Annotated in this window: 14 protein-coding genes; 9 read left to right on the top strand and 5 right to left on the bottom strand. The window is 51.0% G+C overall.

From position 1 onward, the window contains the following. Nucleotides 1-122: 122 nt before the first annotated feature. Both LPB67_RS09600 and LPB67_RS09595 read left to right on the top strand, forming a co-directional pair. Nucleotides 123-536, top strand: coding sequence for an ACT domain-containing protein (locus LPB67_RS09600; protein ID WP_262836924.1), 414 nt, complete (start codon nucleotides 123-125; stop codon nucleotides 534-536). Nucleotides 537-543: 7 nt separating this feature from the next. Continuing rightward, entirely contained in the window at nucleotides 544-756 is a 213-nt protein-coding gene (locus tag LPB67_RS09595) for a DUF3820 family protein (RefSeq protein ID WP_262836923.1), read from the top strand. 496 nt (nucleotides 757-1,252) lie between these two features. Here the strand turns inward: LPB67_RS09595 and fahA are convergent, their stop codons facing one another. Then, nucleotides 1,253-2,578, bottom strand: coding sequence for a fumarylacetoacetase (gene fahA / locus LPB67_RS09590; RefSeq protein ID WP_262836922.1), 1,326 nt, complete (start codon nucleotides 2,576-2,578; stop codon nucleotides 1,253-1,255). A 1-nt stretch (nucleotide 2,579) separates the two neighbouring features. Continuing rightward, nucleotides 2,580-3,902 carry a homogentisate 1,2-dioxygenase gene (gene hmgA, locus LPB67_RS09585; protein WP_262836921.1) on the bottom strand — a complete coding sequence of 441 codons (1,323 nt, stop codon included), beginning with the start codon at nucleotides 3,900-3,902 and terminating at the stop codon, nucleotides 2,580-2,582. Nucleotides 3,903-4,081: 179 nt separating this feature from the next. On the opposite strand from hmgA, the gene LPB67_RS09580 reads away from it, so the two are divergent. Together LPB67_RS09580 and LPB67_RS09575 are read left to right on the top strand one after the other, a co-directional pair. After that, entirely contained in the window at nucleotides 4,082-4,987 is a 906-nt protein-coding gene (locus tag LPB67_RS09580) for a LysR family transcriptional regulator (protein ID WP_262836920.1), read from the top strand. Nucleotides 4,988-5,117: 130 nt separating this feature from the next. Next, nucleotides 5,118-6,257, top strand: coding sequence for an alpha-hydroxy acid oxidase (locus tag LPB67_RS09575; RefSeq protein ID WP_262836919.1), 1,140 nt, complete (start codon nucleotides 5,118-5,120; stop codon nucleotides 6,255-6,257). Between the two features lie 143 nt (nucleotides 6,258-6,400). Here the strand turns inward: LPB67_RS09575 and LPB67_RS09570 are convergent, their stop codons facing one another. Next, complete coding sequence (locus LPB67_RS09570; RefSeq protein WP_262836918.1) at nucleotides 6,401-6,862, bottom strand: Hsp20 family protein; 462 nt, start codon at nucleotides 6,860-6,862, stop codon at nucleotides 6,401-6,403. A gap of 177 nt (nucleotides 6,863-7,039) precedes the next feature. Here LPB67_RS09570 and LPB67_RS09565 point away from each other — a divergent pair, with 177 nt between their 5' ends. From LPB67_RS09565 to LPB67_RS09555, 3 genes are all read left to right on the top strand, one after another. Next, nucleotides 7,040-7,588, top strand: coding sequence for a thymidine kinase (locus LPB67_RS09565; protein ID WP_262836917.1), 549 nt, complete (start codon nucleotides 7,040-7,042; stop codon nucleotides 7,586-7,588). A 150-nt stretch (nucleotides 7,589-7,738) separates the two neighbouring features. After that, nucleotides 7,739-8,113, top strand: a complete 375-nt coding sequence (locus LPB67_RS09560; protein ID WP_262836916.1) for a hypothetical protein — start codon at nucleotides 7,739-7,741, stop codon at nucleotides 8,111-8,113. Between the two features lie 372 nt (nucleotides 8,114-8,485). Then, nucleotides 8,486-8,827 (top strand): hypothetical protein, encoded by a 342-nt coding sequence (locus LPB67_RS09555; protein WP_262836915.1) that lies wholly within the window; start codon nucleotides 8,486-8,488, stop codon nucleotides 8,825-8,827. A gap of 104 nt (nucleotides 8,828-8,931) precedes the next feature. Here the strand turns inward: LPB67_RS09555 and LPB67_RS09550 are convergent, their stop codons facing one another. Further along, nucleotides 8,932-9,738, bottom strand: a complete 807-nt coding sequence (locus LPB67_RS09550) for a Crp/Fnr family transcriptional regulator (RefSeq protein WP_262836914.1) — start codon at nucleotides 9,736-9,738, stop codon at nucleotides 8,932-8,934. A 418-nt stretch (nucleotides 9,739-10,156) separates the two neighbouring features. After that, on the bottom strand, nucleotides 10,157-10,888 hold the full coding sequence (locus LPB67_RS09545) for a Crp/Fnr family transcriptional regulator (protein WP_262836913.1): 732 nt from the start codon (nucleotides 10,886-10,888) through the stop codon (nucleotides 10,157-10,159). Nucleotides 10,889-11,180: 292 nt separating this feature from the next. Here LPB67_RS09545 and LPB67_RS09540 point away from each other — a divergent pair, with 292 nt between their 5' ends. Then, nucleotides 11,181-11,414 carry a DUF883 domain-containing protein gene (locus LPB67_RS09540; protein WP_262836912.1) on the top strand — a complete coding sequence of 78 codons (234 nt, stop codon included), beginning with the start codon at nucleotides 11,181-11,183 and terminating at the stop codon, nucleotides 11,412-11,414. Between the two features lie 135 nt (nucleotides 11,415-11,549). After that, nucleotides 11,550-13,643, top strand: coding sequence for an EAL domain-containing protein (locus LPB67_RS09535; RefSeq protein WP_262836911.1), 2,094 nt, complete (start codon nucleotides 11,550-11,552; stop codon nucleotides 13,641-13,643). Nucleotides 13,644-13,655: the final 12 nt, after the last annotated feature.

Raw genomic sequence — 13,655 nt, 5'->3', positions numbered from 1 at the left:
GACAAAGTGAAAACTAAATAGAATTTATTTATTTAATTGCCCGATCAATAAAATTGATAATTTCAATGTGCCGAGCCATTATTTTTATGTAAAAAGTACTATTAATTCTGCAATTTGATCCGATGACATCCTACAAACCAATTTCAGATCTGCCAACTCTGCTCAGTTCAATGGAACCTGTGTTGAACGAGGGTAGGTATGCCTATGTCTGCGTGCCGATGGCATTTGATTGGCGCGACATTCACATCATCGCTGCAATACGCGAAATCGAAGGTATGACTTTGGTGGTGCCTGAGGCCGAGGCCGAACGCCTTGGTTTGACAATATTGTTCCGCGCGGCCTGGATTACGCTGAATGTGCATTCCGATTTACAGGCGGTTGGTTTGACTGCTGCGTTTGCGCAGGCTTTGGGTGCTGCGAATATCAGCTGCAATGTGATTGCAGGCGCTTGTCATGACCATATTTTCATCCCGGTTGAACAGGCTTCTGCGGCGATGATGGCCTTGCAGAAATTACAGATGACATCCGCCAAATAAGCTTGTTATGCATCCGGAAACCTTGCAGCTTCTCGTCACCCGCACTATGCCTTATGGCAAATATCAAGGGCGCTTGCTCGCCGATTTGCCTGGGCATTATCTCGGCTGGTTTGCGCGCGAAGGTTTCCCTAAAGGTGAACTGGGTAGTCTGATTGCCCTGATGTATGAGCTGGATCACAATAACTTGCGATCTTTGCTTGATCCGCTGCGAGCAGCATGAAACAGACTAGGGCCTGTTAACATATAAATCGGGAGTGCGAATGAGTCTAAACGGGTACAGGCTAGGCAAGGGTTTCAACTAAACGCGCCGTAGTGCGAGCACTATAAGCGATTTGCGCCTAGCCCTGTACCCGTTTAGGTCATTCCCGGAGGGGCGCCTTGCCATCCTGCGTTTGGGAGTGAACGCATCTTCTGATTTACATGTTAACAGGTCCTAATAGACGTCGCGTCTATATCTGCCCTTTTCCAGCAACTTGTGCTGGACACAGATACGCTCTGCCTGATCGCATGAAAGTGCCAGATCGAGTGGTTGAATCACGCCTTGGTTTTGCCATACACGAATCTCTTCCCGATAGAAAAAAATCCTGATTTTCATTACGCTCACTAAAAAAAATAACCAGTTATGCCGTACTTACTTCGCTTTGCAGGAATAGCAAAGCAAAGCAACAAAAAATGCATACCTACCACTTTGGCCTGCGTTTTTTTACTTAAAGAAATTATACCGAGCGAGCGGGCAATAATGTCCCCGCAACTTCGCCAAAGCCGATGCGCGGCAAGCCGGGTTTTTGTGTCCAGCCGCGCATGATGATGGTGTCGCCATCTTCGATGAAGACGCGTTGCTCGCCATTCGCCAGAGTCAACGCCTGTTTGCCGCCGGCAGTCAGTTCCAGCAGGGATCCGGCTTCTTCCGGTGTCGGCCCCGATTGGGTGCCGGACCCCAGCAAATCACCTGCGCGTAAATTGCAGCCGTTCACCGTATGATGCGCGACCAGTTGCGAGACACTCCAATACGAATGACGGAAATTCGACAGCGACAGGCGCTGCGCTGCCAGGCCTTGTTCTCGCATCGTCTTGGTTTGCAATAAGACTTCGAGCTCGACATCGAAAGCCCCATGCTGGCGTAATTCGGGTGATTCCAGGTAAGCCAAAGGCTGGGGATCGGTCGTCTCGCGTTGCCATGGATGACGGTACGGCGCAAGGGCTTCCAGCGTGACGATCCAGGGTGAAATCGTCGAAGCAAAATTCTTCGCCAGGAAAGGGCCGAGCGGTTGATATTCCCAGGCTTGCATGTCGCGCGCCGACCAATCGTTCAGCAGACACAAGCCGAACACATGCGATTCTGCCTCCTCGATATTGATCGCATCACCTGGCGCATTACCATTGCCGATGAAGATACCGATTTCCAATTCATAATCCATGCGTTTGGCGGGGCCGAACACCGGTGTCGCGGCATTTGGCGGCATGGTCTGTCCGAGCGGACGACGGAAGCGCTGGCCCGACACCCCGATGGACGATGAGCGGCCGTGATAACCGATCGGTACCCATTTGTAATTCGGCAGCAGAGGATTATCCGGCCTGAATAATTTGCCTACGGCGGTCGCATGATGAATCGAGGTATAAAAATCGGTGTAGTCACCGATCTGCGCAGGCAAGGCATATTCAGCGTCTGCTTGCGCGATCAATGCGGCTTGCAAACTCGTCTGTTGAGGGCTACCTTCGCGCAAGGCGCGCGATAACAACAGGCGCAAGATGCCCCAGGTGGTATTGCCCAGATCCATTAAAGCGTTCAGGCTGGCGCTGGCGATGGCCTGGTCAAATTGCGGCGACTTCAGTGTCGCAAAAATACCGGCGGCATGCGCTGCTTTCAGATCGAGAATCTGGTCGCCGATCGCTACCCCGATACGGAACGCCTCAGCGCTGCCTGAGCTACGGAACACGCCGTAAGGCAAATTCTGAATCGGAAAATCGCATTGCGCATCGTTGGCCGAGCCGACCCAGCTGCGCAAGCCGGCGTCATGGGTTTCGTTGAGTTGGATCGTCATTTTATGCTTGCTCCGGATTAAAATTTTTCTTGATGCCCATCCAGCATTGGAAATAATCCGGCTGGAGCTGTGGCGAGTTCATCGCGGCCCGGGTCGGCTTGATGATCGTGCGGGTTTCTATCATGAAGGCCATGGTGTCGGCGACTTTATGCGGTACGCTGGTGTCGCTGTTGCTGGCCTTCTCGAAGGTCGATGCATCCGGCCCATGACCGCTCATGCAGTTATGCAGGCTCGCGCCGCCAGGTCGGAAACCGGTCGATTTCGCATCATACTGGCCGTGAATCAGTCCCATGAATTCGCTCGCGACATTCCGGTGGAACCAGGGTGGCCGGAAAGTATTCTCGGCTGCCAGCCAGCGCGGCGGAAAAATCACAAAATCGATCGTATCCACACCCGGTGTATCACTAGGGGATTGCAGCACCAGAAAGATCGACGGATCAGGATGGTCGTAGCTGATCGAACCTATCGTATTGAAGTGGCGCAGATCATATTTATACGGCGCAAGATTACCGTGCCAGGCGACCACATCGAGCGGCGAATGGCCAATCTTGGCCGCCCACAAATTGCCGCTGAATTTAGCGACCAGCTCAAAGTCGCCTTCCTTGTCTTCGTAACTCGCATGCGGCGTCAAAAAGTCGCGCGGATTCGCCAGACCGTTGGAGCCGATTACGCCGAGATCGGGCAACTTCAGCATTGCGCCGAAATTTTCGCATAAATAGCCGCGCGCCACGCCATCGGGCAAGCTGACTTCAAAGCGGATGCCGCGCGGGATCACGGCAATTTCTTGCGGTTCAATATCCAGGACGCCGAGTTCGGTGCGGATGTGCAAGCGGCCCTGTTGCGGAATGATCAGCATCTCGGCATCGGCGTTATAGAAATACCGACCCGTCATATCGCGGTTCGCCGCATACATATGAATTGCGCAGCCGCTTTGCGCATCGGCCGAACCATTGCCTGCTATGCTGACCCAGCCGTCAATGAAGTCGGTCGCGATCTCGGGCATTGGCAGCGGATCCCAGCGCAATTGATTTGGCGTCGACGGCACCTGATCGAATTGATTGGTCATAGCGCCGCTATCGATTTTTGTGAAAGGCTGATGCATTGCCGCCGGGCGGATGCGATACAGCCAGGAGCGGCGATTCGCATGGCGCGGTGCGGTGAAGGCGGTGCCCGACATTTGTTCGGCATACAAGCCGTACGCACATTGTTGCGGCGAATTTTGATTTTTCGGCAATGCACCGGGCAAAGCCTCGGTGGCAAATTCATTGGCGAAGCCGGTTTGATAAGCGCGACCGGCGCTGGCGGGCTTGGACAGCTTGCTCATAGGAACCTCATTGCAAAGCATAAACTCAAACTAAAAATTTTGAGAAGATAGATTAAGACGCTAATGTAGTGGAGTCTAGTAAAATACGCGATAGAAATACAAAAATGTACTACATTGATTTTGTGAATAGTGGTCGGCATTGATCTGACCTGACCGAGCTGCAGCTTTCCGATAAGAGCATGATAGAACCCAAAGACATTGACCTGAACTTGCTGGTGATATTTCAGGAAGTTTTTCAGGATAAGCAGATCTCTTCCGTTGCCAAAAAACTCGGTTTGTCGCAACCGGCGGTGAGTAATGCACTGGCGCGCTTGCGCCGGACTTTTGCTGATGAGCTGTTTGTCAGGACGGCACAGGGGATGCAGGCCACGCCGTTTGCTGAATCATTGGCGGAACCGATTGCGAATGCGCTGGGCAGCATCGCGCGTGCGCTGAATCAGCATGACAGTTTTGATCCGGCATCCAGCAAGCGCCAGTTCACGATTGCGATGAGCGATGTCGGTGAAGTGTATTTCATGCCGGTGCTGGTCGAGTCATGCCGGCAATTTGCGCCTTCGGTACAGCTGTCGACGGTGCGGGCCAGCAGCATGGATTTAAAGTCGGAGATGGAAGCAGGACGGGTTGATCTGGCGATCGGCGCGTTTGATACGATCTCCGGCGCGCTGTATCAACGGCGTTTGTTCAAGCAAAATTATGTCTGCATGTTGCGCAATGAACATCCGCTGGCGAACAAAAAGATCGAGTTGAAAGAATTTCTCGCGGCCCGCCATCTCATCGTCGCTTCGCAAGAAAGCCCTTACGATAAAATTAATCAATTGCTGGAAAAGGCCGGCATCATTGCAGAAGCGCAGTTCCGGGTGCCGCATTTTGTGGCGGTGCCGTACATCGTCAGCAGTACCGATCTGTTGGTGACTGTGCCGCAAAAACTCGCGGAGCGGGCGGCAACGCCATTTAATTTGCGCTACATCAAATCGCCGCTGCGCTTACCTGCATTGCAGACCAATATGTTCTGGCACCGGCGTTACAATCAGGATGAAGGCAATCAGTGGCTAAGGCATTTTATCGCTGAACAATTTGCCGAATAAACGCATTTCGCTATGAAACAGAAGGCTGGCGTGAAAATACTTCACCCTCGTCTTGAATGCTTTTCCGCCATGGCTCAGCGCTTTTGCCCTACACTTTGCGCATTCTATTCGTCTCTCTGGGAGTATCAGCATGCCCGTCATTACCTGCGTAGAAGATTTACGCTTGCTCGCCAAAAAACGCGTTCCTAAAGCGTTCTATGATTATGCCGACAGCGGCTCTTATACCGAGAGCACTTACCGGGCAAATACCGATGACCTGGCGGCCTTGAAATTGCGTCAGCGGGTGGCGATCAATGTCGATCATCGCTCCACCCGCACTACCATGATAGGACAGGATGTGACGATGCCGGTGGCGATTGCACCGACCGGACTGACTGGCATGCAATGGGCCAATGGCGAAATGCTAGGCGCGATCGCCGCGGAAAAATTCGGTATTCCATTTACGCTATCGACCATGAGTATCTGCTCTATCGAAGATGTCGCCAGCGTGACGACGAAACCGTTCTGGTTCCAACTGTACGTGATGCGCGATCGCGGCTTCGTGAAAGAGATGATACAGCGCGCCAAAAATGCCGGATGTTCGGCGTTGGTCCTGACGCTGGATTTGCAAATTCTCGGCCAGCGCCACAAAGATATCCGCAACGGCATGTCGGTACCGCCGAAACTCACACTCGCCAATATCCTCGATCTGGCGACCAAGCCGGCATGGGCCTTACGCGCGCTGACCGGACGTAAAACCTTCGGCAATCTGGTCGGGCATGTCAAGGGCGGCGACGGAATTTTGACTTTAAGCCAATGGACTGCCAGCCAGTTTGATCCGACCTTGAATTGGGACGACGTTGCCTGGATTAAGCAAGAATGGGGCGGCAAATTAATCCTCAAAGGCATTCTCGATGTGGAAGATGCCAAGCTGGCGGTTGCCGCCGGTGCCGATGCGATTGTGGTCAGCAATCACGGCGGTCGTCAGCTCGACGGTGCGATCTCATCGATACAGGCGCTGCCAGCGATTGTCGAGGCGGTCGGCCATCAGACCGAAGTCTGGTTCGATGGCGGGATACGCACCGGACAAGATATCTTGAAGGCGACGGCACTGGGCGCGAAAGGCAGCATGATAGGTCGCGCCTTCTTGTATGGACTGGGTGCCATGGGCGAACAGGGTGTGACCAAAATGCTGGAGATTTTGCACAAGGAATTAGATGTCAGCATGGCTTTGACGGGAACCAAAGATATCCGTGAAGTCGGTCGCCATACTCTGGTCGGACTGAAATAAGTTGACTAAAATTCGCTCTGACAGCAGCTGAAAAAAACGCAAAAAGAATCGCAGCAGATGCAAATTCGACGGAGCCGCTTGCAAACGGCTTCGCTTGAAAAATAAACAGGGCGACATCATGTATCGATGCCGCCCTGTTTTATTTATGCTGCCTGTAATTCAGCGGCTTGAACGACGTTTAGATTATCGCCGTCAATCGCAATTTTTCGTGGTTTGTACACTTCCGGTACTTCACGGATTAATTCAATGTTCAGCAAGCCATTATCGAGTTTCGCACCGACCACTTTGACATGATCCGCCAGACGGAAGCGATGTTCAAAATCACGCGCTGCGATACCGCGATGCAAGAAGGTGCCCTGGTTTTCGGCAGCGGCTTTACGACCGACGATTTTGAGTGTGTCGTTTTCACTTTCGAGATCGAGTTCAGAGCGATCGAAACCGGCGACCGCCATCGTGATGCGGTACTTGTCTTCGGCGATCAATTCGATGTTGTAAGGTGGGTAGCTAGGGGTCGCATCGGTGCGCTGCGCTTCGTTAAATAAGTGGGCGAGACGGTCAAAACCAATGGCAGAACGGTATAGTGGAGCAAAGTCAAAATTACGCATGATATATCCTTTATAAAAGTAAGCGATATGCAATTGGCAGGCCTCTCCTGAGCGCCTGCTGGTACGGATATGGGCATAGCTATTTTGGATTTCAAGAGCTTTTTTTGCAGAATATAACTACAATCTCGGACGCATTATTTTTGCTCTTATTTAATCTAAATTCATCAGGGAAGCACAGTGGCAAAACTCTATTTCAGATATTCCGCAATGAATGCAGGCAAATCGACGGCCCTGCTGCAAGTCGCGCATAACTATGAAGAGCAAGGCCAGGTCGTACGTTTATATACGGCGGCGATCGATCATCGGTATGGACCAGGCAAGGTCACCTCGCGCCTGGGACCGCAGCGCGAGGCCGAGGTATTTGACAGCGAATTCAATTTTTTAGAAGCGGCGCCGCAGGTCAGCTGCGTGCTGATCGACGAGGCGCAATTTCTAACGGCGCAGCAGGTCAGGCAATTACATCAACTTGCGCAAGTCAAAGGCGTGCCCGTGATTTGTTACGGTTTGCGCAGTGATTTTTTGGGCGAGCCGTTTCCGGGGGCCGCCTATTTATTGACGCTCGCCGACGATATCGAAGAATTAAAAAATATCTGTGCATGCGGAAAAAAAGCCACTATGAATATTCGTCTGGATGCCGATGGCAAGCGGGTGAAACAAGGCGAGCAGGTAGCGATCGGCGGCAATGAGCGCTATCTGCATGTGTGTGGCCGCTGTTTTTATTCCTAACATTAATTTCAATGTGTTCGGTTGTTTTTGCTGATGTCGCATCGTAACAATTGGCAACAATTTGTGTGTCAACAGGATCTCGTCGGCTGGCGTTCTTGGCATACGTAGATTGACTACGTAACACCAACTAAATATAGAACAGGATTAATCATGAACAAGCTGATCGCCGCCTCCCTCGTTGCTGCTACCTTCGCCATGGGTACAGCGTTCGCACAAACTCCGGCCGCTACGCCAGCAAAAGTCGCTGCGCCAGCAGCACCGGTTGCCGCAGTTGCTGCCAGCGCTGCCGCTAGCGTGCCTGCAACGCCAGCGCCTGCTGCCAAAGCATCTGCTTCCGCCCATGCCGCAAGCGCCGCCTCGGTCGCCGCTGCGATGCCAGCAACACCGGCAGCCTCAGTCACTCCAGCCGTAGAGGCCAAGCCAGCAATGCCAGGTGACGAGCATAAAGCAGTCAAGCATATAAAGCATGCCAAAGTAAAAGCAGAAGTGAAAACTGAAGAAGCGAAGGCGGCTCCAGCGAAGTAATTGATTTGCCAAAAGTCTGACTTCTACAAAGAAAAATCCGGTGCGATAAGCGCCGGATTTTTTTATGCAGAGTTATCGATCATCAAAACAAGCCATGTTTTGCCAGAAATCCGCTGTTTGTTTGTAAAAAAATAAATTATTTATCTTAAAAATTAGATAATGAAATTAACAATAGAAATATTCCGTTACCAAAAAAATCTTGAATTTATTAATTTAATTTCATCAAAAAACATATAAAACACAGTTTTTTTGAAAAAAATCGAAAAAAATTCCAATTTTTTGTCAACCAAGCGGCGGGGATAAACGCTTTTAGTTGCGAGGGTAAGACATTTCTGAGAAAGGAATGCTCCGATAAAAAAAGGAGTACAACACATGATTTACGAATTATTAATCCGCTCTTCTGGTAAAAACACCATGACATCCGACAATCTGGTCTGGATCGATGCCAATTTAACGACACGTGGTTTTGAAAAGTGGATGATGGATCGTTCCCTGTTGAACAAATCCGGCAGTGCGCCTGTAGCGCGCTGGAGCATCATGCAAACGGTATTGCCGGCCCAGTTCATGCTGGAGACAGATACCGCCGCGCTGGAACATCACATCTCCGATCTGATGAACGGCACGCTGGAAATCAACGCCGTACCGGATGCCGTGAAAGCATTGCGCATTTTCCAATTACCGGCAGAAAAGAAAGAACTGGCTGAGGCTTGCTAATGTGAGCTAAGGCGGTAACCATAAAAAACGCATTTCATGCTGAATGAAATGCGTTTTTTTATGGCGATGCGGAAAACGACACAGTAATGATCGCCTGATCTGAATCAGGTTTTACGTCGGGTTTCCACCGCGTCCCTGGAGGGCCTTTTCGCTGAATGGCGACGGTCAGACTGGCCCAGCACATGCTCCGGGTCGCCATTCGGAATATCTGAAATCAGGCGGTCAAACTCGGCTTTCACTACGGCATAACATTCGCACACGGCTTTTTCCAGGCCTTTCCTGTCGATCACCTCGATGTGACCGCGGCTGTACTTGATCAGATGCTGTCGCTGTAATTTGCCAGCGGCCTCGGTGACTCCCTCGCGCCTGACGCCAAGCATATTGGCGATCAACTCCTGGGTCATAATGACCGAATCCGAGGAGAGCCGATCCAGACTCAACAATAACCAGCGGCAGAGTTGTTGCTCTATCGTATGGTGCCGGTTGCAGACGGCGGTCTGGCTCATCTGGGTGATCAGCGCCTGGGTGTAGCGCAGCAACAGACGCAGCACCGGTCCGGCGCGGTTGAATTCATCCTTGAGTAATTGCGATTTGAGGCGATAACCGAAACCGGCGCTCTGTACCACGGCGCGGCTAGGCGTGGTTTCACCGCCCATGAATAAAGACACACCCAATATGCCTTCGTTACCGACGATGGCTATTTCGGCGGAGGAGCCGTTCTCCAGCACGTAAAGCATCGATATGATCGCCGTCGTCGGAAAATACACGTAATTTAATTTGCCGCCAGCTTCATACATAGCCTCACCCAATTGCAAGGGAATTAATTCCAGGTGCGGTAACAGGCGCTCATATTCCGCAGCCGGAAGCGCCGCCAGCAGATGATTTTGGGTAGGGGAATGAAGAGTGGACATGGGTGAATTCGGGTGAAGAGTCCCAGCGGCAGACTGGTATTGAGATATAGCGATCAGACGATCTTGATGCAGGATAGCAGAACCAACACACTTGTATGTGCGTTATCGCGCTTATAGCTATTATTATGTCTATCAGACAATAATTAAGCGGTGATTTGAATAAATGATGAGGAGTATCGGTATTTATTGCTTATCAACCGCAATAAACACGTGGATATATAAATATACTTGGTGGAGTATATTTATTGAATAGATAAGATTAATTTCTTATTTCTAAGCCAATAAACCAGAATGAATGATATTAAGAGGCGAAAACGACTTATCTGGCGAAGCCATTTTGAGTATGGCTGGCGAAAAATGGCTATTCACGAATAAATGAGTAAGTCTTTAACGCAAAGGACAAATAAGCTCTTTGCATTTAACGAGAGGTATCATTGCCCGGCATGTCCCACAGCAGGCGATCGAATTCGGTTTTAATCACGCCATAACATTCGCATACGGTATTTTCCAGGCCCGGGCGATCGAGCACGACAATTGCGCCGCGGCTATAGCTGATCATCTCGGCGCGTTGTAAATTCCCGGCGGCCTCAGTGACCCTCTCCCGACGCACACCCAGCATATTGGCGATCATCTGCTGCGTCATATGCACCGAGTCGGATGACAGGCGATCCAGGCTCGACAATAGCCAGCGGCAGAGTTGCTGTTCCACCGAGTGATGGCGATTACAGACGGCAGTCTGGGTCATTTGCGTGATGAGCGCCTGGGTGTAGCGCAGCAATAAGCGCAATACCGAACCCGCCCGGTCAAATTCTTCTTTCAGAAACTGGCCTCGCAGTCGATAGGCATACCCTTCGCTTTGCACTATCGCGCGGTTAGGCGTGGTTTCGCCGCCCATGAACATCGAGACGCCGACGATGCCTTCATTCCCGACCACGGCGATCTCCGCACTAGCGCCATCTTCCAGCACATACATCAGCGATACGATGCAGGTAGTCGGAAAATACACATGCTGCAAACGCACGCCCGCCTCATATACCGCAGAGTTATGCGGCAGGTGAACGAGTTCTAAATCATTCGAGATGCGATCAAATTCAGCCGCCGGCAAAGCAGCCAGAAGATGATTTTGCATTGGACTATTTGTGATCGGCATCAACGATTTCTCAGGTGAAATCTCTGCCAAGAACTAGCAATAACAATTTAGGCAAGCAAAGAAAATAATTTTCCTTAAGCGTAGCACGAAGGCAAATTTTTCTATGCGCGATAGCGCACACATGATGCAATGAATGCTTTAAATTTCTTTGGGAAACCTAAAAAAAACAGTTTGCCGGGAGCAATGGATCAAAAAATACGCGACATATGGCCTATATGTTGTGTATCGCACAGATTGATAGCAGTATCTCCCCTATTTTTGGTGTTCGTCGAGAATTTACAGGAGAAATCGCATGACATCATCAAGCCTCCCCAGTAACGAAAAAATGATTCATGACATTAAAGAGGTCATGGCGGATGCGGAATTTTTTTTGCGCATCACGAGTGATCAGGCGAATGGTGATGTGGTTAAGCTACATGATCTGATCTCGGCGCGCTTGGCAGATGCCAGATGCAGGCTCAATCTGTTGGAGCAAAACGCAGTCTCTCCGGAATTCGATCACAGCGAGCTTTCTCGCCGGGTATAGCTAGTCTCATTTAACCATCATCTTTATGTCATCGTTGCAACGAGCAAAAAATGAATTTGAAATGAATGCCTGTCTTTAATAAATCAGTTCCGTCTGAAAAAACACATCGCTTTTTAAAGGATTAGATGGATCATGATGAATCGAATTTTAATTATCACCAATGTAGCAGCCGACGCCGATATTTTAGAAAATGTATTGCAAAAAGCCACTGACGGACCGTTCGAGATTGAACGCGCCACGCGGCTGGCGGAAGGTCTGACGCTATTAAAAACCCAGCATATCGACGCGATTCTAGTCGACCTGTCACTCCCTGACAGCCGGGGCATGGACAGCTTCCATCGCCTCTTTTCTGCGGTGCCTTATGTACCGATCCTGACGCTGAATTCAGAAGACGATGAAGTCTTGGGACGGGAAGCGGTACAGCATGGCTCGCAAGGTTATCTGTCGAAGGGGCATTTCGGCAGTTATCTGGTGCCGCAATCCTTGCGTAATGTGATTCAGCGCAAAGCGGTGGAAGAGCGCCTGTATATCCATAAAGCCAGAGCAGAAATTACCCTTAACTCCATCAGCGACGCCGTCATCGGTACCGATCTGGCCGGCAATGTGGATTATATGAACGGCGCTGCGGAGCGTATGACCTTATGGTCGCGCGCCGAGGCGCGCGGACATCCGATCAGCGAAGTGATGACCTTGCTGAACGGCGACTCTCAAAAAACCGAAACCAATCCGGTGAAGGTCGTGTTAACGCAGGGTAAGCCGACCTCCCTGGTATCCGGAACTGTATTGCTCAGGCGCGACGGCAGCGAGGTCGCTATCGAAGATTCTACCGCCCCTATCCATGATTCGGCAGGTCGCATGGTCGGTGCGGTGATCGTGTTCCATGACATCACTGCCTCGCAAGCGATGGCGGTCAAGATGGCGCATCTGGCCCAGCATGATTTCCTGACCAACTTACCGAACCGGGTATTGCTGACCGATCGCATTGAACAGGCGATTGGCCTGGCCAAGCGCCGCAACAGCCAGATCGCTTTACTGTTTTTGGACCTGGATCATTTTAAACATATCAATGACTCGCTCGGTCATGCTGCCGGCGATAAGTTATTGCAATCCGTTGCCAAGCGTTTAACCAGTTGTGTCCGCAGTTCCGACACGGTGAGCCGGCAAGGCGGCGATGAGTTCGTCATCCTGTTGACCGAGGATCAGGGCGGCGCTTATGCCTCACTCACGGCGGAAAAAATTCTCGCTGCAATGGGCGCGGCTCATTCGATCGCAAAAAACGAATTACATGTCACAACGAGTATCGGTATCAGTATCTATCCGGCAGATGGACTGGATGCAGAGACGCTCATCAAAAACGCCGATACCGCAATGTACCAGGCCAAGGAGAAGGGGCGAAATAATTTCCAGTTCTTTAAAAACGAGATGAATATCCGGGCCGTAGAGCGGCAGGTGATCGAGGCCAATTTGCGTTTTGCCCTGGAGCGACGGGAATTTATATTGCATTATCAGGCCAAGATCAACCTGATCACGGGCGCCATCACCGGGTCCGAAGCCTTGTTGCGCTGGATCCATCCCAAGTGGGGCATCGTGCCGCCGGGTCGCTTCATTGCCATCGCCGAAGAGTCTGGGTTGATTGTCCCCATAGGCCGGTGGGTATTGCGGGAAGCCTGTCTGCAAAACAAGCACTGGGAAGAGGCTGGCTTGCAGCCCGGATCGATTGCGGTCAATATTTCTGCCCTCGAATTCCGGCGTCATGATTTTATCGAAGAAGTCCGCGCTATCTTGCTGGAAACCGGGCTGAAACCCGAGAGTCTGCAATTAGAAATTACCGAAAGTGTCTTGATGCGCGAGGCCGAATCGAGTGTCGCCATCTTGAAGCAACTCAAGCAGATGGGCGTGCTGCTGGCGATCGATGATTTTGGCACCGGCTATTCCAGCCTGAGCTATCTGAATCAATTTCCGATCGATGTCCTCAAAATTGATAAATCCTTTGTGCAGGATATCGGCTCGGTAAAAGGCAATGGGATCATTGCCAGCGCCGTGATTGCCATGGGGAATAGTCTCAAACAAAAAGTCATTGCCGAGGGGGTGGAAGAGCAGGCGCAATTACAATTTTTAAAAGAGCAGCATTGCGAAGAGGGGCAAGGCTATATATTTAGTTACCCATTGGCCGCCGATCAATTTACTGCGCTACTTGATCAAGGTATTGTCGGCACTGCGATCCATTGAGCTGGCCGGCTG

Source organism: Undibacterium sp. Jales W-56, assembly GCF_025548535.1.
GTDB lineage: Bacteria > Pseudomonadota > Gammaproteobacteria > Burkholderiales > Burkholderiaceae_D > Undibacterium.
Note: the sequence above shows the minus strand (reverse complement) of the source record. Positions and strands in the feature narration are given on the sequence as shown.